At 59.5% G+C, this 19530-nt stretch carries 15 protein-coding genes; 7 read left to right on the top strand and 8 right to left on the bottom strand.

What is annotated here, in order from left to right:
* The first annotated feature begins 692 nt into the window (after positions 1 to 692).
* Positions 693 to 3038, top strand: coding sequence for an acylase (locus L8H52_RS17870; protein ID WP_242208039.1), 2346 nt, complete (start codon positions 693 to 695; stop codon positions 3036 to 3038).
* A gap of 55 nt (positions 3039 to 3093) precedes the next feature.
* Here the strand turns inward: L8H52_RS17870 and L8H52_RS17865 are convergent, their stop codons facing one another.
* Positions 3094 to 4107, bottom strand: a complete 1014-nt coding sequence (locus tag L8H52_RS17865; protein ID WP_242208040.1) for a FecR family protein — start codon at positions 4105 to 4107, stop codon at positions 3094 to 3096.
* Positions 4108 to 4260: 153 nt separating this feature from the next.
* Here L8H52_RS17865 and L8H52_RS17860 point away from each other — a divergent pair, with 153 nt between their 5' ends.
* Positions 4261 to 4530, top strand: coding sequence for a PepSY domain-containing protein (locus L8H52_RS17860; RefSeq protein ID WP_242208041.1), 270 nt, complete (start codon positions 4261 to 4263; stop codon positions 4528 to 4530).
* A gap of 63 nt (positions 4531 to 4593) precedes the next feature.
* Here the strand turns inward: L8H52_RS17860 and L8H52_RS17855 are convergent, their stop codons facing one another.
* Positions 4594 to 9678 carry a DUF6543 domain-containing protein gene (locus L8H52_RS17855; protein ID WP_242270257.1) on the bottom strand — a complete coding sequence of 1695 codons (5085 nt, stop codon included), beginning with the start codon at positions 9676 to 9678 and terminating at the stop codon, positions 4594 to 4596.
* A 20-nt stretch (positions 9679 to 9698) separates the two neighbouring features.
* Between L8H52_RS17855 and L8H52_RS17850 the strand changes: the two genes are divergently transcribed.
* Positions 9699 to 10739, top strand: coding sequence for an Ldh family oxidoreductase (locus L8H52_RS17850; RefSeq protein WP_242208043.1), 1041 nt, complete (start codon positions 9699 to 9701; stop codon positions 10737 to 10739).
* Between the two features lie 193 nt (positions 10740 to 10932).
* Here L8H52_RS17850 and L8H52_RS17845 read toward each other — a convergent pair whose 3' ends face one another.
* Positions 10933 to 11250 (bottom strand): DUF883 family protein, encoded by a 318-nt coding sequence (locus L8H52_RS17845; protein ID WP_085731107.1) that lies wholly within the window; start codon positions 11248 to 11250, stop codon positions 10933 to 10935.
* A 154-nt stretch (positions 11251 to 11404) separates the two neighbouring features.
* Between L8H52_RS17845 and L8H52_RS17840 the strand changes: the two genes are divergently transcribed.
* Positions 11405 to 11659 carry a hypothetical protein gene (locus L8H52_RS17840; RefSeq protein ID WP_038363082.1) on the top strand — a complete coding sequence of 85 codons (255 nt, stop codon included), beginning with the start codon at positions 11405 to 11407 and terminating at the stop codon, positions 11657 to 11659.
* 4 nt (positions 11660 to 11663) lie between these two features.
* On the opposite strand, the gene L8H52_RS17835 is transcribed toward L8H52_RS17840, so the two are convergent.
* The gene (locus tag L8H52_RS17835; protein ID WP_242208044.1) at positions 11664 to 12572 is read right to left on the bottom strand and encodes a LysR family transcriptional regulator; all 909 of its coding nucleotides are present in this window, start codon (positions 12570 to 12572) and stop codon (positions 11664 to 11666) included.
* A gap of 84 nt (positions 12573 to 12656) precedes the next feature.
* Here L8H52_RS17835 and L8H52_RS17830 point away from each other — a divergent pair, with 84 nt between their 5' ends.
* Positions 12657 to 13580 (top strand): carbon-nitrogen hydrolase family protein, encoded by a 924-nt coding sequence (locus tag L8H52_RS17830; protein WP_242208045.1) that lies wholly within the window; start codon positions 12657 to 12659, stop codon positions 13578 to 13580.
* A gap of 116 nt (positions 13581 to 13696) precedes the next feature.
* On the opposite strand, the gene L8H52_RS17825 is transcribed toward L8H52_RS17830, so the two are convergent.
* The 4 genes from L8H52_RS17825 to L8H52_RS17810 all read right to left on the bottom strand — a co-directional run bounded on the left by L8H52_RS17825 (position 13697) and on the right by L8H52_RS17810 (position 17344).
* Positions 13697 to 14257: a GNAT family N-acetyltransferase gene (locus L8H52_RS17825; RefSeq protein ID WP_242208046.1), complete on the bottom strand. Its 561-nt coding sequence runs from the start codon at positions 14255 to 14257 to the stop codon at positions 13697 to 13699.
* Between the two features lie 53 nt (positions 14258 to 14310).
* Positions 14311 to 14784 (bottom strand): LEA type 2 family protein, encoded by a 474-nt coding sequence (locus L8H52_RS17820; RefSeq protein ID WP_242208047.1) that lies wholly within the window; start codon positions 14782 to 14784, stop codon positions 14311 to 14313.
* Between the two features lie 67 nt (positions 14785 to 14851).
* Complete coding sequence (locus L8H52_RS17815; protein ID WP_034156004.1) at positions 14852 to 16318, bottom strand: nucleobase:cation symporter-2 family protein; 1467 nt, start codon at positions 16316 to 16318, stop codon at positions 14852 to 14854.
* 132 nt (positions 16319 to 16450) lie between these two features.
* On the bottom strand, positions 16451 to 17344 hold the full coding sequence (locus L8H52_RS17810) for a LysR family transcriptional regulator (protein ID WP_242208048.1): 894 nt from the start codon (positions 17342 to 17344) through the stop codon (positions 16451 to 16453).
* Positions 17345 to 17443: 99 nt separating this feature from the next.
* On the opposite strand from L8H52_RS17810, the gene L8H52_RS17805 reads away from it, so the two are divergent.
* On the top strand, positions 17444 to 18535 hold the full coding sequence (locus L8H52_RS17805) for a polyamine ABC transporter substrate-binding protein (RefSeq protein ID WP_242208049.1): 1092 nt from the start codon (positions 17444 to 17446) through the stop codon (positions 18533 to 18535).
* A gap of 16 nt (positions 18536 to 18551) precedes the next feature.
* Positions 18552 to 19511, top strand: coding sequence for an agmatinase (gene speB / locus L8H52_RS17800; RefSeq protein WP_242208050.1), 960 nt, complete (start codon positions 18552 to 18554; stop codon positions 19509 to 19511).
* The last annotated feature ends 19 nt before the right edge of the window (positions 19512 to 19530 follow it).

Genomic DNA, 19530 nt, shown 5'->3' with positions numbered 1-19530 from the left:
CCTTGTGATTGTGGCTTGAAGTTGCGTTGGGCTTGGCGGCCTTTGGGCCGGCCATGCTCTTGGGGTTTTGGGTGTATATCCGGTGCTTCGGGGGGGGGCTGCTGGCGGTTTCGCCCTTACGGCGAGGCACTTTTTCCAGACGCCGAAAAAGTACCCAAAAAGGCTTGCCGCAGCGTTCGGCCCGCTCGCTGGGGCTCGGGGTTCCTTCGCTCCGGGATCGATCCGGGCGCAGCGCCTACGGTTTGCTTCGCTGCACCTCCTCTCGCTGTGTTTGGCTGCGCCAAACGGTCGCTACGCTCCCACCCCCGGGTCAATCCCTCCACTCAGCCTGCCGACGCGGCCTGTGAATCAAGATCAAGAGCTGCAGCCGAGCTAACGCTCATCCTGTTGAGTGGTGAGAAGCAAGGTGTGTTTGGCTTTTGATCTGGATTGTTGCTGGGCTTGAATTCAGCTTGGTATTTCACGTCGACGCATCTCTGCAAAACACCTTGGTCAGTCCCCTCTCCCCTGGGAGAGGGCTAGGGTGAGGGGCTTTTGATTCTGCGTTTTTGGGGGATTGCGTGGTGGTCCTAAATTTTTTGCTCTGGCTTCGTTTCTTCGACAGGCTCATTGCGCGTGGACGCGTGGGTGTTTCCAGGGCGGATCGGCGTTAGCGCCAGGTCCGCTGTTTGGCATGTCGATCAGGAGCGAGTGTGATTATTTTCAGACAGTTAACCGGACTGACCTTGGCGGGCGTGTTTCTTGGCCTGAGTTGTTCTGCTCATGCGTTCAGCCCGGCCACTGATGTCAGTGCCGATATTCGTCGCACCGCTTTTGGCGTGCCGCATATTCGCGCGCAAGACGAGCGCGGGCTCGGTTTCGGTATCGGTTATGCCTATGCGCAGGACAACTTGTGTCTGCTGGCCAACGAGATCGTCACGGTCAACGGCCAGCGTTCACGTTACTTCGGTCCGGATCAATTCACCGTCGAACAGCGCGAGAACCGTGTCAGCGATGTGTTTTTTACCTGGCTCAACACCCCCGAAGCGGTCAAGGCATTCTGGCAGGCGCAACCTGTGCAGGTGCGTGATCTGGTCGAAGGCTATACCGCCGGTTACAACCGTTATCTGGCCGAGCGCCGCCAGCAGGGCTTGCCGCAACAGTGTCAGGGCGAATGGGTGCGGGAGATTGCTCCGCAAGATCTGATGAAGTTGACCCGTCGTCTGCTGGTCGAGGGTGGCGTCGGGCAGTTTGCCGAGGCTTTGGCCGGCGCCACTCCGCCGCAAGCGACGGCCGGGATCGAACACGACGTGCAGGCTTATCGGCTGGCCGATACGCGTCAGCAGCGTTTTGCTCTTGATCGTGGCAGTAACGCTGTCGCTGTGGGCAGTGAGCGCTCGTTCAATGGGCGCGGGATGTTGCTGGCGAACCCGCATTTTCCTTGGGTCGGCGGCATGCGCTTTTATCAGATGCACCTGACCATTCCCGGCAAGCTCGACGTCATGGGCGCCGCGTTGCCGGGGCTGCCGATGATCAATATCGGCTTCAATCAGCATCTGGCCTGGACGCACACGGTCGATTCGTCGAAGCATTTCACCCTGTATCGCTTGCTACTCGATCCAAAAGACGCCACACGCTACCTGCTCGATGGCAAATCCCTGCCGATGAACAAGCAGACTGTGACCGTGCAGGTGAAGCAGGCTGACGGGCAAGTGGTGGCGGTGTCGCGGGATGTCTACAGCTCGCAGTTCGGGCCGATTGTGCAATGGCCGGGCAAGCTCGACTGGGACAATCAGTTCGCCTACAGCCTGCGTGATGCCAACCTCGACAATGATCGAGTGCTGAATCAGTGGTATGCAATGAATCAGGCGTCCACGCTTCAGGAACTGCAGGATTCGGTGCACAGGATTCAGGGCATTCCTTGGGTCAATACCCTGGCCGTCGATGACAAGGGCCAGACGCTGTACATGAACCTGTCAGTGGTGCCGAACGTCAACGCCGAGAAACTGGCCAAGTGCAGTGATCCGCGTATTGGCACAAAAATGATCGTGCTGGACGGTTCCAACAGTGCCTGCGCGTGGGACATTGATCCACAAGCCGCGCAGAAAGGCATTTATGCCTCCAGCCAATTACCGCAACTGCTGCGCAAGGATTTCGTCCAGCACTCCAACGATTCGGCGTGGCTGGCCAACCCGGCGCAACCGCTCACCGGTTTCTCGCCGCTGATCAGTCAGGACGGCCAGCCGCTGGGCTTGCGTTCACGGTTTGCGCTGGATCGTTTGAGCTCGCTGAGCAAGAAAGGTCCGCTGGCGGTGAAGGATCTGCAGCAAATGGTGATGGACGATCAGGTCTATCTGGCGACCCAGGTTGTCCCCGATCTGTTGAAGTTCTGTGCTTCTGACCTCGGTGCCGACGCGCAGGCGCTCAAGCCGGTTTGCGTCAGTCTCAAGGCCTGGGATGGCCGCGCCAATCTGGATTCAGGCCTGGGCCTGGTGCATTTCCAGAACATCATGCAGGCGCTGCAGGCTTCGCCGGATGTCTGGCGCGTGGCGTTCGATCCCAAAGATGCGCAACACACGCCGCGGGGATTGGCGGTCGAGCAGCCAGCGGTGGCCAAGGCGCTGCGTGACGCCATGTTGGCGTCGGTCGAGTTGAGCACGAAAATGGGCCTGAAGCCGCAAACCCGCTGGGGTGATATCCAGGTGGTCAGCAGTGGCGGGCAACAGACGCCGATTCACGGCGGCCCGGGCACTCTGGGGATCTACAACGCCATTCAGAGCGTGCCGCGTGAAGACGGCAAACTTGAAGTGGTCAGCGGCACCAGCTACCTGCAAGTCGTGACCTTCGATGAGAAGGGCCCGCACGCCCAAGGGCTGCTCGCGTTCTCGCTGTCGAGCGATCCGGCATCGAAGTATTCGCGGGACCAGACCGAGGCGTTCTCGAAGAAACAGTGGAGTGTGCTGCCGTTTACCGAGCAGCAGATTCAGGCTGACCCGCAGTACCAGGTGCAGACTGTTCGCGAAACGCTGAACAAGGCGGGGAAAGTCGCCGCTCAATAATTCGAGCGATAAATGCATCGAGCCCGAAGGCCGCCTCCTGCAAAGGACGCGGCCTTCAGCTTTTTGGCGGTTGTTGCGGTATCGAGTTGATCACCGGGTTACCTTCCTTGTTACGGCTCAGGTAAACCGGCAATACCTTGGGCAGGCTGTTGGCCAGGTTGTTCAGCTCTTTGACGTTGTAGATGCCACCCACGCGGATCGAACCCGTGCTGGTGTCAGCCAGCTGCAATGGATTGTTCAGATAACGATTGATCAGTGGCAGGGCTTCGCTCAACGCGAGGTTATCCAGCACCAGTTTGCCGTTGCGCCAGGCCAGTGACGTGTCACCGGAGTAGGTCTGACTGATCTGCGGCATGTAGTCGCCGTGTTTGTAGCGCGCCTGCATCGACGGGCCGAGGCGCAAGCCATCGCCGGGCAATGAGCGATCGCTGGTGACCAGCACCGAACCTTCGATCAGGTTCACGCGGACTTGATCCTGATACATCCAGACATTGAAACGCGTGCCAGTGACGCGAATCCTGCCTTCGCCTGCGCGGACGACAAACGGGTGGGACAGGTCGTGGCTGACGCTAAAGAATGCCTCGCCTTTTTTCAGGGTGACGCGGCGTTCGTCCTTGTAGTTGCTGAAGGTCAGATCGGTATTGAGGTTCAGTTCGAGTTGGCTGCCGTCGCTCAATGTCACCTGCCGCACATTATCGGTGGCGGCAAAATGTTCATAGCTGTTGGGCAACCAGCCCAGGTTCCAGCCGGTGTACGCCGCCAACGGTAGCGCGAGCGCACAGACACCTGCGGCTACAGCGAATTGACGCCACGTACGCGAAGGCTGCTGCACTGGCAGCTGGGTCGGGATGACGGTAGCCGAATCCGGGCGCGGCAAGTGCTCGGCCACGTCCCAGATTTCCAGCATGGCTTCATATTCGAAAGCGTGTAGCGGATGGGCGTCGTGCCATTGCTTGAATGCGCGATGCTCTTCATCCGTGCAATCGGCGGCGTGCACACGCATGCACCAATGCGCGGCGGCATCGGTGATCGCATCGTATTCGGCTTCCGAGAGGGTGTCTTGGGTCATTGACTCGTCCTGATTTCGCACATTCTAACCTTGTCGGGAAGTTACCGAGAACATTCGTCATGGCATTTACCCATCAAAGTGGAACTTATTTTTCGCCCCGGCACCCAAAAAAACAGGATGCAAATGCCTACTATCCACAAATGGAGTGAAAAAATGATCAAAAAGACAATCGCAGCGCTAATTGCCACTGCCGGCTTGCTGAGCGCAGGCGCAGCGCTGGCTGACCGGCCGGGCGCTGGCTGGATCACCATCGAAAAAGCCATCGAGATCGTCAAGACCAAGGCCGGTTATGTCGAGGTCTACGAGATCGAAGCCGACAACGATGGCTACTGGAAAGGCGAAGGGCGCAAGGCTGACGGTGTTGTCTACGAGTTCCGCATCGACGGCGCTTCGGGCAACGTGTTGCGGGATCAGAAGGATTGACCGAGGCGGCTGCACCTTGTAATCAAACGCCGGCTGCATGCCGGCGTTTGTCTGTTGCGGTGGTTACGGCAACGCTGGCAGGGCACCTGTCTGGCTAGTGATTGGCGCCGGCAGAGGTATCGGTGCCGGAAGGGGATCCAGCCGCCTGCCCATTTCGCTGATGAGCAGCGCGATCGAGTCGGCGTTGGCCAACTTCACCTCTATGCGTACGTCCGCAGACACTGGATTGCGAAAGGCTTTGCGTGCATCTGCAAGGTTTTTGCTTTTGGTCAGTTTGAGAAGTTTTCTGTAGTCATTGGCCCGCTCCGGCACGTGGTCCATGTCGACCCACACGCCATTCTTGCTCTTGTCCGCAAACAGGCGTGTCGGCGCAGCAGAGCGGGACAAGGATTTACGCTCACGCTCCAGACCCGTTTTGAGCGTTTCACCGTCAACGGTTGTTATGTCGATAAGGTCGGGGTAGGGACTCATCGCCTCCACGAAGTCGAAATCTTCGGCGTCGCAAACCAGATGCGACAGCTCGTGGATCAGCGTGACAGCACGAGCATGGGAGTCGACATTGAACCTTGGGGGCAAGAAGGCAGTGTAGGGATCCAGGCGCGGATTAAAGAACAACTCGGTCAGGTGGACTATCTTTCGCCGGTCCTGTTTGAACACAAAGGCCACCGTATCGTTGTCGTAATGCACGTTCAAACCGGCGAAAAATCGCTCTGTGTAGAGCAAGTCATCCGTTGGATCTGTCAGCTCCCGGCAGATGGGGATGATCACCTTTTCAAATTTTCCGAGCAGTGCAGGCGTGACTTGGGACACCTCGAAAAAATCCTTGAGTACAGTTTCCAGGCGACTGCCACCCAGGTGGTCGCGATGTATGACGAAGTTATGCAGACAGTTCAGCGCATATTCTCTTGCCCGAGCCACAGCCTGCCGGATCACGAAAGCCCTGGCCGGATAGCGGCGATTGATTTGGGCCATCCCTTGGGCCTGGATATACATCAGTACTGAACGGCTGCGTTCAACGTCAGCTTGCAGGCGGTTGCGCTTCGATCGACAGCGATGAACGATCTGACCGGGGCGTGCCAGTACCAGCCTTGAGTTTTTCTGTTCCAGGGCTGGTCCCTGTCCGCCGTCTTTATTGCGCAAGTGCCAGACTTTTTCATCCTCGATCACGGGATAGACCTTGCCGGCGATCGCTGCATATTTTTGTGTGCTCGAAGAACTGCCATAGACAAGTTTATTGCTTTGAAGCTTTAGGTTTTCCAGCGCTGTGGTGGTTTCAAAAGGCTGTAAATCAACGCGAGACGGCGTGACGGGGTCGACCTTCGACCAGCGCGGAGCGGCTTTCGCTGTCGTGCTCGCGCCGGTTTCGGCTGCCGTCGTGCCGGGTGTTTGCGCCTCGGCGGCAAATTCGGACGTTTGCGTTTCTGCCTCTGCTTCCCAGGAAAGACGACCCAGACTCAATAGCGAGATCGCCCCGGCGATGAAGTTTTTCAAGCCATTTGCCCAATGATGTTGCTGAAGGTCCTCGGCGGACGCTTTGAAATCTTCGTAGCTTTTCCATAGAAAAAACGGAGAAGCGAGTTTCCCCGGCAGAAGGTGCGGGACCAGACGGATACCGTGACTGAATAGAAACTTTGCCGCCTCCCAGTCCGCTTGCGCGTTTATCTGTGGTTGGCAACCGAGTAACTGCGGAAAAAGGCTGAGCGTGTCCTTGTGCAGATGTTCCAGCACATTGCCGCTGATGGGCGTGCTTTGCAGCTTGATTTCACTGGTTTTGCCAATTGTCGTTTTCAGCAGATTCTTGAACACGGCCTGCTCGCCGGAGGGCAGGCGCCGGATGATCAAGTCCTGAAAGTGTCCGGGTGCATTCAGTGCATCGATCAACTGCGCTGCATTTTCGAATTCACGAAAAACGTATTTGGAGTAGGCGGCATAAAGCACCTGTGGTCCTGTCTGCCCCGCACCTGGCCCGATGACATAAAGCCCAAGGGTATCGACGGAGTCAGCCCCCGTGGTCTTGATCAATGACAGTGGACTGGCAATGGCGTGAGCCCCCTCTACGGTGGCACGCGCTACTCCGTCCGGCATGTCCAGCACCTGACAAATGTAGTCGTAGCCGGTTTCTGACAACTGTTGCTGCAACTTCATCGCGTGCGCATGCTGCATCAATTGCCAGGGCAACTGACGTAAAAACCGCTCTTTGCTGGTGCGCGCAGATTCGCTGTCGGCCGACAGCGCTTCGCTCACTTTCTGCGTGTAAGTGGTGGTGATATCGAGGGATTGCAGCAGTTGGCGGACAGCGGACTGATTGAGTTGTGCCGGCAACGCCGTGGCAGTATTCGAGGCCACCTTGAAACCGCTGTCCTGCACAATATTGTAGTGCTGCAGAGCAAATTCGAGCAGGTTGCTGGCAGGACCAGCCAACGTCAGATTTGGCGTGATGCGGATATCTTGTGGCTTGAGGCCGTTGTTTGGAAATCTGCTGTCGAGCAGTGTTTTCAGAGTCTGCTCGACATGACTGCTCAATGCCGGCACACCGTCGAGAAAATCCTTGCCATCGATAAAACAGCGGCGCAGTTCGTCCAGCAGCGCAAGCTGGGTGCGCTGTTCCGCGACTGGGGCCATGCGCAACCAATCGGGGAAGTCCAGATGACTGGCGAGCGTTTTGGCGAGTTCGATGGCCCGAACCAGATTGGTGTCGATGACCTGGTTTTTCAGCTTGTCGAGAAAGCGGGTGAGGATGTCCTCATCCTTTATGCAAACGCGTAACGCCTCGCAATGGGCCAGATAGTGGTCAATGGCCGATTGCATGCGGTCGTGCAACACATTGCCTTCAATCAACTGAAAGGTGCCCATCGTGTACTGCTGATCCAGTTGCTGTTGGGTGATCGGCAGGTTTTCCAGCAGTGTCTGACACTGGTTGTTGTCGTTCAGTCGTCGTTGTAGTTGTTCTCGGGCGATGGCGATGTCGTCGAACGATTCCAGGCCGATGGCTGGCGTCCACAGGATGGCGCGCCCCGAGTGCGCTACATCCATGCCTCCACGTTCGGTCAGCAGCAGGCAATGAGCGAGCGTAACCACGTCACTGTGACCGGCGCACGTGAGGGTGAGCTTCCATGCATCCGGGCGGAAACCGTTGAGTGACTGGCGGTCCACGCGCGTTGGGTGTTTGGCGTCGAACACGGTATCGACTATTTTTCGTTCGGCAGCTCGCCAGGAGTCGCCGAGGTTTCTCATGTGCGCTTCACCGCGCACGCCATCCTCGAACGCCTGCGCCAGTTTCCATCGAATGCCTTCGAGAAAGTCGCGTTGTTCCGCGCTGCTGGTGGCCGGCTGATCCTTGAAGTTGTCAGTGAGACTGACCCGTGCCCGCTCCAGCACGGCTGCCAGTTGCGCGGCTTTGTCAGCGTGGACCAGTGACGAGGGCGGCGCACTGGAGAACAACGGACGGGTACTCCAACGGCCATCGACGTCCAGCTTGAGCAGGCGCTCATGAATCATCGAGCGGATATCCAGCGCCTTATCGAAAAAGGCATGAATGTCAGTCTGGCGCTCGCTTTGGCGAAACAGCTGCAAGGCGAATTCAACGTTCTGGCGTTGCTTGGTGATGTTCGCCTCCATCAGCGTCGCCATGATGTCGCCGGCTATTTTTGCGCCGGACACCTGAGCATTGGCGAATCCCAGATAGCGATTGCGCTCTTCCAGGTTCATCAGCCCGTACAGCTCATCTTCATGTCCGGCGGCATTGAGCTTGGCGATCAGCGTTTGTGTGAGGTCGGCGTAGTCGGTGAGTACTTGCACGCCTTGGGTGGGGGTGTAGAGATAAGCCTTGTCATGGTTGATCATCAGCGAACCCGCCAACTCGACATAGGCGGTTCCTTCGCTCAGGCAAACCGTTTCGAAGGTCGGACGCCGCACGGCGCTGTCCGGCTCACGTATCAAGCTGTGAAGGGTGGCGAATTCCTTTGCGTCGAGGATGCCGGTTTCGCGCTTGAGCAGTAAGTCTGCACGCACCTGATCCAGCAACGTCCGGCTGAAGAATGTGCGTCTGGAGGAGCCCTCGAAAGCGGCAGCATTCCAGTAAGCCTCAAGCTGTCGAAACAACAGCATGGTCAGTTTCCCCGAGGCGGTCTTGATCGCATCCGCCCATGCGGTCTGGTCAGCCTCTGTGCTGGACCGGGCCGGGTTGGAGAATTCGGCTTTCTGCCCACGCGGCCAGCCTTGGCGGCGAAAGTGCAACAACAGTGCTTCACTCAGCGACAGCGAATCGACCCATTGCCGCACATCCCCAGCGACCGGCGCGGTGTCGGCGAAAAAACTGACGCGGGTGCGTGACTGTTGCAGACCTGCGAAGTGGGGTTCGAGCAGTTCGTCGAGAATCTTTTCCAGCAGGGTGGTGAGCGAAGGCAGACGTTTGAGCTCATCCAGCAGGTCGCGCGTAGCCGATTCCTGTGACGTGTTGATCGCCGCTTGTTGGTCATCAAACACGTCTCCTTCGATCGTTTCGAGGGTCAGGCTGATACCGCGCTTTTCCACCAGTTCCTTGCGCAGCGAAACGCTGAGGAAAGCCAACAGATCATCTTCTTCGTCAGCGTCGTCGAGGCGCGCCTGCAACGCTTCGAGTAGCGCCTCTTGATCGCTGTATTTTTTCAGGCCGTCATAGGGGGTGTACAGAAACACACCGCCATCATCCGGCCCGGCGCCGAGGATAAAACTCCCGGCCAGTGGCACCGCCAATTGCCGGTCGGCGTTGAGCAGAATGCGTTCGGCCAACATGGGCGGGGTTTGTTCATTGCGCAACGTCTGAGTCACGAGCAGCACATGCGCGAGCCAGCTGAAATCTTTGCTGTTGAGGCCATGCGCGCGAGCCAGGTCAGCGTGCAGGCCGGGAGAATCGAGAATTTCCGGGAACAGTAGGGGGGCAACGGGCGTAGACATTATCGGGACTCGGAACGGAGGCGCCAGGGCCGGGGAGCGCAAGAATAAGTACGCGAACGAGCGCACAGGCGGTAAATAGTTACCGCACACAGCGAGTCGAAATGTGCCTGACAGCAGCCACTGACATTGCCGAACGATGGAAAGGTTGACAGCTGGCCGCCCGGCCATGGTTAATCGGCGAGCAAGTCGTCCATACGCTGTTGTTCCCTCCAATAATCATTCTGGAGCTTCAGATGTCTGCGCCTCACGATCATGTGTCTTCTGCTGTCTCGTCCTCGTTGTCTCTCGAAGCGCTGACGCAACTGCTTGAAACGATTTTTCTGCGCCACGGCACTTCCGCCGAAGTCGCGCAAGTTTTGGCCGCCAACTGTGCCGGCGCCGAACGCGATGGTGCCCACAGCCATGGCGTCTTCCGCATTCCCGGCTATGTCTCGACCCTGGCCAGCGGATGGGTCAACGGGCAGGCCGTGCCGCAAGTCGAAGATGTTGCCTCGGGTTTTGTTCGTGTCGATGCCGGCAACGGTTTCGCTCAACCGGCATTGGCCGCCGCCCGGCCGCTGCTGGTGGAAAAGGCGCGGCAGGCCGGGATCGCCGTGCTGGCGATTCGTAACTCTCATCACTTCGCCGCACTGTGGCCGGATGTCGAGCCGTTCGCTGACGAAGGTCTGGTGGCGCTCAGCGTGGTCAACAGCATGACCTGCGTGGTGCCACATGGCGCTGACCGGCCGCTGTTCGGCACCAACCCGATTGCCTTTGCCGCGCCACGCGCGGGCGCTGCGCCGATTGTCTTCGATCTGGCCACCAGCGCGATTGCCCATGGCGACGTGCAGATTGCTGCGCGCAAAGGCGAACGGCTGCCGGCCGGAATGGGCGTGGACAGCCTCGGCCAGCCAACCCAGGATCCTAAAGCGATTCTTGAGGGCGGGGCGTTGTTGCCGTTCGGTGGCCATAAAGGCTCAGCGCTGTCGATGATGGTCGAACTGCTGGCGGCTGCATTGACGGGGGGCAATTTTTCCTTTGAGTTCGATTGGTCCAATCATCCCGGGGCGAAAACGCCGTGGACCGGGCAGTTGTTGATTGTTATTGATCCGAGCAAAGCCGCCGGGCAGAGTTTTGCCGAGCGCAGTGGCGAGCTGGTGCGGCAGATGCACGGCGTCGGGCTCAAGCGTTTGCCGGGGGATCGTCGGCATTGGCAGCGCAGTAAGTCGCTGGCTGAGGGGATTGTGCTGGATGGGCAGACGTTGGCGCAGTTGCGTGAAATGGCGGGGGAGTGAGAAAAGAGCAAAGGCCCCTCACCCTAGCCCTCCCGAAACGTCGGACCGCCCGTAGGGAGAGGGGACTGACCGCGGTGAGTGGGGGATGTACGCCGACGTGGGATACCTAGCTGAATTCAGGATATGAACAGCAAAAAACTCGCAGGCATAAAAAAGGCGAACCCATTGGGTTCGCCTTTTTTGCGCGCTTGAATCAGCGACGGCCGAGCAGCAAGCCGACCACCAGACCGAATCCGGCAGAGATCGCCACGGTCTGCCACGGATGACCGCCGATATAACTTTCAGTGGCATCGACCGCCGGTTTGGTGCGATCACGCACGCTCGATACCGAGTCCAGCGCCTGCTGCAGTTTCAGGGCGATCTGTCCACGCAGCGTTTCCGCTTCTTCGCCGACCAGTGAGGCGCTGCTCTTGAGCAGTTTGTCCGACTCTTCAATCAGAGCCTGAAGTTCGCTGAAGGCCTGATCCTTGATTTGATCTTCGGCGGCTTGCACGGCGGTTTTGCGGGCCATTGGGTGACTCCTTGCAGTTGAATGGACAGTGATCAATGGAGTGTGGGGCTGAGCAAAAAGTTGCACTGAATTTAGGCCGGAAAGAAAAACCTGCGCGGGAGATTTCCGTCGAGCGTGTAAGATGTCGCCATTTTACGCAGCAGGATAATTCCCGATGAGTTTCAATCTGGCCGACAAATCACTCGCAGAGCGCGCCGCGCTGGAGGACGAGAAGTCCCGTCTGTTCGAACTCTGGCAGAACAACCTCGGCAAGGCCAAAGGCGAAGCCGCGCGTTTGTTCGGCGAGCGCGCCAAACGCAAAGGCAAGTGGGCCGAGTGGGTCCGCGCCGAACTGGACGGCATGTCGCCGCCGGAGTTCGCCAACATGGTGCGCAGTGAAGTCAATCGACTGATGGCCGCCAACAAGTAATGCCTCAGGTGAAGGTCGCGGCAATCACCTCGCGAACCTTGACCACCACCGGATCGATCTGCGCGCTGGTGCGCCAGCCCATTTCGATCGGGTAACGCGGCAATTGCAGCGGGCAGGGCAGCAGTGCCAGACCGCTGAGTGCCGCGATGCTCTCGGCGGCATGCGCCGGAATCGTCGCCAGCGCCTGACTGCCCTTGAGCAGATACGGTAGCGCGGCGAAGTGCGTGGTCGAGGCGCACACTCGTCGGCTCAGGCCTAGCGCCGCCAAGCCTTCATCGGTAATCCCGATAAATCCGCCGGACGACACCAGAATGTGCTCGCGGGCGACGAACTCTTCAAGATCGATCTGCTGCTGGCCGGGCGCCAGGCTCGCAGGATCGAGCAGACACGCGTAGCCGCCTTCGCCCAACACCTGACGACTGAGCAAGCGTTCGGCAAAACCGCCGGCGGTGATCGCCAGATCGATGCTGCGCTCCATCAGGGCGCTGGCGACAATCTGGCTGTGGGTCTGCCGAAAAATCAGCCGCAGATTCGGTGCGCTGCGGGCAATTTCCTCGATCAGGCGGCGACCGTAGGCGATCTCGAAGTCATCCGACAGGCCCACGGTAACCGAGCGACCCTCGTATTGATTGGCCGTCGGGTCGACCATCGCCAGGCTTTGCCGGCACTTGTTCAATGCTTCGCTGACCACCGGTTTCAGTTGATTGGCTTTGAGCGTCGGTGCCAGTCCGCGCCCGGTGCGCACGAACAATTGATCGCCGTAGACCTCGCGCAACCGGCGCAACGCCGCACTGACCGCCGATTGCGTGACGCCCAGGCGCAACGCTGCGCGGCTGGCACTGGATTCTTCATGCAGAGCTTCGAAGACTTTCAGCAGGTTGAGGTCGACGGTGGCGATATTCATTTGGCTCATATCATTCAGCAGTGAACGGGGCTTTATTCATGATCGCGTGGCGCCGCAGAATCGGCAACCACTGAACCTGACGGAGTTATTGCGATGGCCAAATCAATTGTTGCTGCGCTGCAAATCGGCGCCTTGCCCGAAGGCAAAGGCGCGACCCTGGAGCAGATTCTGAGTTGGGAAGGCGCGATCATCGAGGCCGGCGCCGCGCTGGTGGTAATGCCGGAAGCGTTGCTGGGCGGTTATCCGAAGGGCGAGGGTTTCGGCACGCAGTTGGGTTATCGCTTGCCTGAGGGCCGCGAAGCCTACGCCCGCTATTTCGCCAATGCGATCGATGTGCCGGGCGCCGAGACGGGAGCGCTGGCGGCGCTGTCGGCGCGCACCGGGGCCAATCTGGTGATCGGCGTAATCGAACGCGCTGGCAGCACGTTGTATTGCACGGCGCTGTATTTCGATCCGCAGGCAGGGCTCGTCGGTAAACATCGCAAACTGATGCCCACCGGCACCGAGCGGCTGATCTGGGGCAAGGGTGATGGCTCGACCTTGCCGGTGTTCGACACACAGGTCGGCAAGCTCGGCGCGGTGGTGTGCTGGGAAAACATGATGCCGCTGCTGCGCACGGCGATGTATGCCAAAGGCATCGAAGTCTGGTGCGCGCCGACCGTCGATGAGCGTGAGATGTGGCAGGTCAGCATGCGTCACATCGCCCATGAAGGCCGCTGCTTTGTGGTCAGCGCGTGTCAAGTGCAGGCCTCGCCGAGCGAGCTAGGCGTGGAGATCGCCAATTGGCCGGCGGAGCGTCCGCTGATTGCTGGAGGCAGCGTGATTGTCGGGCCGATGGGCGATGTGCTGGCGGGGCCGTTGCGCGGCGAGGCGGGCTTGCTCACGGCGGAAATCGATACCGATGAACTGGTGCGCGCGCGGTATGACTATGATGTGGTCGGCCACTATGCGCGGCCGGATGTGTTTGAGTTGAGTGTGGATGAGCGGGCCAAACCGGGCGTGCGCTTCAACACATAACCCCGTCTTATAGAGAACCTGTGGGAGCGAGCCTGCTCGCGAAAGCGGAGTGTCAGTCAACGAAAATATTGAGTGTGACGACGCATTCGCGAGCAGGCTCGCTCCCACAGGGGGCCTCACAAGGCTAGGTTTTTTTGGCGTTGCTGCCATTCTTCCCGGGTGATTTCCCATAGCTCCCGAGGAAAACGCCCGCTGACAAAGTCATCTTCATCGGTGCGAATCAAACGCATCCCGGCCCGCTCCGAGAGCTTGCGCGAGCCAATGTTCGGCGCGGCTTTCGGCACACGCATCACTGGGCGTTGAAGAACGTTGAACCAGTAATCAGTCACCACCACGCTGGCTTCAGTCATCAATCCCTGGCCTTGCCACGCCGGCGCCAGCCAGAAGCCGCGGTGGTTGTCCGCTTGATCCATCAGGCTGATGTTGCCGATCAACTGTTCCGGCGCGGACTTGAGGCGAATCGTCCAATGCCATTCCTTGCCCGCCGCCACGGCCGGCAAAGCAATGTCGCGCAAGTAGGTGAGGGCACCGTCCTCCGGGTACGGCCATGGCACGGCCGCATTCAGATAACGCACCACGTCCCAATGCGGAAATTCGCGCTGCACGGCTTCGGCATCCGCCAGTTGCAACGGGCGCAGGATCAGTCGTTCGGTGTAAAGCGTCGGCATGTTTTCCATAAACCTGCAGCCTCCATAAGTATCTTTAAGGAACGAGGCAGGCTAACGCATTTTTACCACGTCGCGGCACTGGTCTTGGGCAGGCTGAGCTTGCCGCTGTCGACAAAACGCATGGTGCCGAACAGGCCGCCGGCGAGTTTGCCGCGCAGCACGTAAGGCAGGTTGTCGAGGGTTTGTGTCTGGCTCAGGCCGAGGGTCTGGCGCAGCACCGAGAATGCCGAGATGCTCACCGGTACGCTGACGATGGTTTCGGAAAAGCGTGGGATTGAACCGCTCTGATCGCTGACACCCGAGGCCAGTGAATGGCCGTTGACCTCAAGGTCCAGGGCGATGCCGTTGTAGTCGATGGCCGTCTCATTGGGATTCTGCACGCGAATCTTGATGGCGAAGCGCACTTCCAGATCCTGGCTCGGCAGCGGTTCGAGGCCGACCACGTTGATGTTCACCGGGTCGCGATTGGGGAATAGCGCACAAGCGCTGAGGGACAGCAGGAGCAGTGACAGCATGACGGCTTGGAAACGGCGCATAAACGGTCTCTCGACAAAAAAGGGCTGAACCGTCGCCGGCTCAGCCCTTTGTGTCAAAGGCCAGACGTTAGCGGTTCAACTGTGCGACAGCCGCCGCTGGGGCAGGTTCACCTTTGGCCGGCATGTCCGGGTTTTCCATGACCTGAAGAATAGAGGCTTCCGGGTCGAAATCGTCTTCTTCCAGCTCGATGAATTCTTCTGGCAGGAAGATGTTCAGCACGATAGCGCACAACGCGCCGACGGTGATCGGCGATTCGAAGATGTTGCGCAGCGCCTGCGGCAGTTCGCGCAAGACTTCCGGCACAGCGGCGATGCCCAGGCCCATGCCCAGCGAAATCGCCACGATCAGCATGTTGCGCCGATGCAGGCCGGCTTCGGCGAGGATCTTGATCCCGGCCACCGCGACGGTGCCGAACATCACCAGTTCAGCGCCGCCAAGCACCGGTTTCGGCATCAGTTGCAGCACCGCGCCAATCATCGGGAACAGCCCCAGCAACACCAGCAAACCGGCGATGAAGAAGGCAACGTAGCGGCTGGCCACACCGGTGAGCTGGATCACGCCGTTGTTCTGCGCGAAGGTCACCATCGGCATGCTGTTGAACACCGCCGCCATGGCTGAGTTGAGGCCGTCGGCAAGCAGGCCGGACTTGATCCGGCGGATGTACAGCGGACCTTTGACCGGTTGCCGCGAGATCATCGAGTTGGCGGTCAGATCTCCTGCAGCTTCCAGCGGCGACACGAGGAAAATCACCGCCACCGGCACGAACGCCACCCAGTCGAAGTTGAAACCGTACTTGAACGGCACCGGCACGCTGACCAGCGGCACCTCGGGCATCGAGGCGAAATCCACCGTGCCCATCAGCCACGCCACTACATAGCCAAGCGTCAGGCCGATGACGATCGCGCCGAGGCGCAAGAACGGTACGTCGACGCGGTTCAGCACGACGATGGTGCCGATCACCAGCGCTGCCAGAAACACATGGCTGGCGGCGCCCAGATCAGGCGCGCCGAAGCCGCCGGCGATGTCGGTCATCGCCACTTTGATCAGCGACAGGCCCATCAGCGTGATGATGGTGCCGGTGACCACCGGGGTGATCAGCATGCGCAGTTTGCCGATGAACTGGCTCAGCACCACTTCGATGAACGCGGCGAAAAAGCACACGCCGAAGATCGTCGAGAGAATTTCATCGGTGCCGCCACCGCGCGCCTTGACCATGAAACCGGCGCTGAGAATCACGCTGATAAAGGAAAAACTGGTGCCTTGCAGGCACAACAATCCCGAACCGACCGGGCCGAAGCGCTTGGCCTGGACGAAGGTGCCGAGGCCGGAAACGAACAGCGCCATGCTGATCAGGTAGGGGATTTCACTTTGCAGACCGAGGGCGCCGCCCATGATTAACGTCGGGGTGATGATGCCGACGAAGCTGGCCAGCACGTGTTGCAGCGCGGCAAACACGGTAGCAGTCAGGTGCGGGCGGTCGTTGAGGCCGTAGATCAGGTCGTTGTTGCGCGGGGCTTTTTCAGAGGCGGTCATGGTGTTTTGCGCGCCGCAAGGCGGGGCCGGGTCAGAAAATGGAGGCGCAGGATGCCGGAAGAGGGCGGCGAGGGCAACGAGCAATAACTGCCTGAAAGGTCAGGTTTTGCGGGCGCTGCTCGCTAAATCGATTCATGCAAATGCGCTGAGCAGATCTTCTTCAAAGGCTTTTTGCGCATCCCCCGGCACCTGCGCCCGATGTCGGGCCAGATGAAACGCCACGTCAAAACTCAACGCGCCTTCACGCAGCGGTCGCAGCAAACCCTTCGCTTGCCAGCTCCGCGCATAGTGATCGGGCAGATAGCCGACATGTTTGCCGGACAGGATAAACGTCAGCGTGCCTTCGACCTGTTCCGATCGCGCCGAGCAGAGCTTGCCCTGAAACGGCTCGTCGCTGCGTAAAAACCGATAGGGATGATCGACCCGGTCGCAGGCCTGCAACGCGGCATCGCTTGGCGCTTCATCGGTAAACAATGGATGGCCGGCGGCACAGTACAAATGCTGGGTTTCGCTGAACAACTGGTGGTAGTCGAACGCACTTTGCACTTGCGAGAAATAGCCGATTGCCAGATCCAGGCGTTGTTGCAGCAGCAGTCGTTCCATTTCGCCGGGCATGGCACTGATCAGCTCGATGCGCACCGACTCATCGCGTTCGCGAAAACGCCGGATCGCCGCCGCCACCCGTTGCAACACCGATTGATCGACCGACTCGGAAATCCCCAGACGCACCTCACCGATCAAGCGGCCGGCGACGCCGTTGGATTGATGGCGGAAGGTTTCGATCGATTCAAACAACGCGCGCGCAGCAATCAGCAATTGCTCGCCCTTGGGCGTGACACTGAAACCGCCCTTGCCGCGACTGCACAAACGGTAGCCGAGACGGGTTTCCAGTTTGGCCATTTGCTGGCTGATGCTCGACTGGCTCAGGCCCAGATCGCCTTGGGCGGCACTGAAACCACCGCACTCGACCACCCGCACAAACAGGCGCAACAGTTGCAAATCCACGTCGTGCAGTTGACCCAACATCACATTACTCCGGGGTAAAGTCAGGATAATTATTCGGCTATTTTTCTAATGTATCCGACGGCGCATCCTGCAACCACTTCCTCCGGTCAGGTGTTCGTCATGGCTCCCGTGTTCAAGCTGTGTTTCCCCGCGCTGTTGTTGTCCGTGGCTCTTCAGGCTCAGGCCGAGGACAAGACCCTCAATCTCTACAGCTGGGCCGACTACGTGCCGCCGCAAACCCTGCAACGGTTCGAGCAGGAAACCGGTATCCATGTGCGTTACGACACCTTTGATACTTCCGAGGTGCTGGAGACCAAATTGCTCACCGGCGGCAGCGGCTATGACGTGGTGGTGCCGTCGTCCAGCGTTCTCGCCCGTGGACTCGCGGCCGGCGCATTGAAGGAAATCCCCCACGAGGGCCTCAAGGGTTACGCCAATCTTGATCCCGACTTGCTGGAGAAAATGGCCGCCGTCGACCCCGGCAATCGCTACGGCGTGCCATACACCTGGGGCACATTGGGGCTGGGCATGAATGTCGAGGCGGTGAAGCAGCGTCTGCCTGAAGTACCGCTGAACAGCCTTGATCTGCTGTTCAAGCCCGAGAACGCCAGCAAGCTCAAGGATTGCGGCATCGCCATTCTCGATTCGCCGCAGGAGGTCATCGGCCTGGCCTTGCATTACTTGGGTAAAGATCCCTACAGCACCGACAAGAATGATCTGGCTGCCGCCGAAGCGTTGTTGCAGAAGCTTCAACCGTCGGTGCTCTACGTCGCCACCGGCCGGCAGATCAATGATCTGGCCAGCGGCAATGTGTGTCTCGCACTGACCTACAACGGCGACGCGAGCATGGCCGCTGATCAGGCGCGCAAAGCCAACAAAGCGTTCGAAGTGGCGTACCGCATTCCCAAGGAAGGCACGCTGGTGTGGCAGGACAATCTGGCCATCCCCAAAGACGCGCCGCACCCCGAAGCCGCGCGGGCGTTCATCGAATTCATGCTGCGCCCCGACTCGGTGGCCGAGCTGACCAATACGCTGTTTTTTGCCACCGCCAACCAGGCCGCGACGCCGCTGGTGGATGAGGCGGTGCGCAACGATCCCGACATTTATCCGCCGAGTGACGTGCGTGCGCGGCTCTATGCCGACCGCAGCATGAGCCTCAAGGACATGCGTCAGCGCACGCGTCTGTGGACCACTTTCCGTAGCCATCAATAACAACAGGAGCACCACGATGGATGTGCCCATGCAGAATGATCAGGCCATGACCCGTGACAGCCTTTATGGCACTGCCGCCGAAAGTACCTACGCCGGCATCACCAGTTTCATGCGGCGGCGCTACAGCCGTGACTTGCGCGGCGTCGATGTCGCGGTCAGCGGCGTGCCGTTCGACACCGCTACCAGCAACCGCCCCGGCGCTCGTTTCGGGCCACGGGGGATTCGTGCGGCTTCCACCGGGATCGCTTGGGAACGTCATTGGCCGTGGACGTTCGATCCGTTCGATCATCTGGCGGTCATCGATTACGGCGACTGCGACTTCGATTACGGCTCGCCCCACAGCATCCCGGAAAGTATCGAAGCTCACGCCGAGCGCATTCTCAACGCCGGCAGCGCCATGCTCACGTTTGGCGGTGATCACTTCATCAGCTATCCGCTGCTCAAGGCCCACGCGCGCAAGCACGGCACGCTGTCGCTGATCCACTTCGATGCGCATAGCGACACCTGGCCGGACGAGGAGGGCAAGCGGGTCGACCACGGCACCATGTTCTGGCACGCGGCGCGCGAAGGGCTGGTTGATCCGGCGCGCTCGGTACAGATCGGTTTGCGCACCACCAATGACGATCACATGGGCTTTCAGGTACTGGATGCCCGGCAGGTGCACCGGCGCGGTTGCGAAGCGATTGTCGAAGCGATCCGCGCGCGCGTGGGCGACAGCCCGGTGTATTTGACGTTCGACATCGATTGCCTGGATCCGGCGTTTGCACCCGGAACCGGCACGCCTGTTTGCGGCGGTTTGAGCACCGTGCAAGCGCTGGAGATTCTCGGCGGTTTACGCGGGATCAATCTGGTCGGCATGGATGTTGTCGAAGTGGCCCCGGCATACGATCACGCCGACGTTACCTCACTTGCCGCTGCCACACTGGCCATGGAAATGCTCTGCCTCTACGCCGCCCGCCACAAGGTTGATATTTGACGCAACCCTGTGGGAGCGA

The sequence above is a fragment of the Pseudomonas sp. CROZ-RG-20F-R04-15 genome (genome assembly GCF_022662375.1).
GTDB lineage: Bacteria > Pseudomonadota > Gammaproteobacteria > Pseudomonadales > Pseudomonadaceae > Aquipseudomonas.
This window is presented reverse-complemented; position numbering and strand designations above follow the sequence as displayed.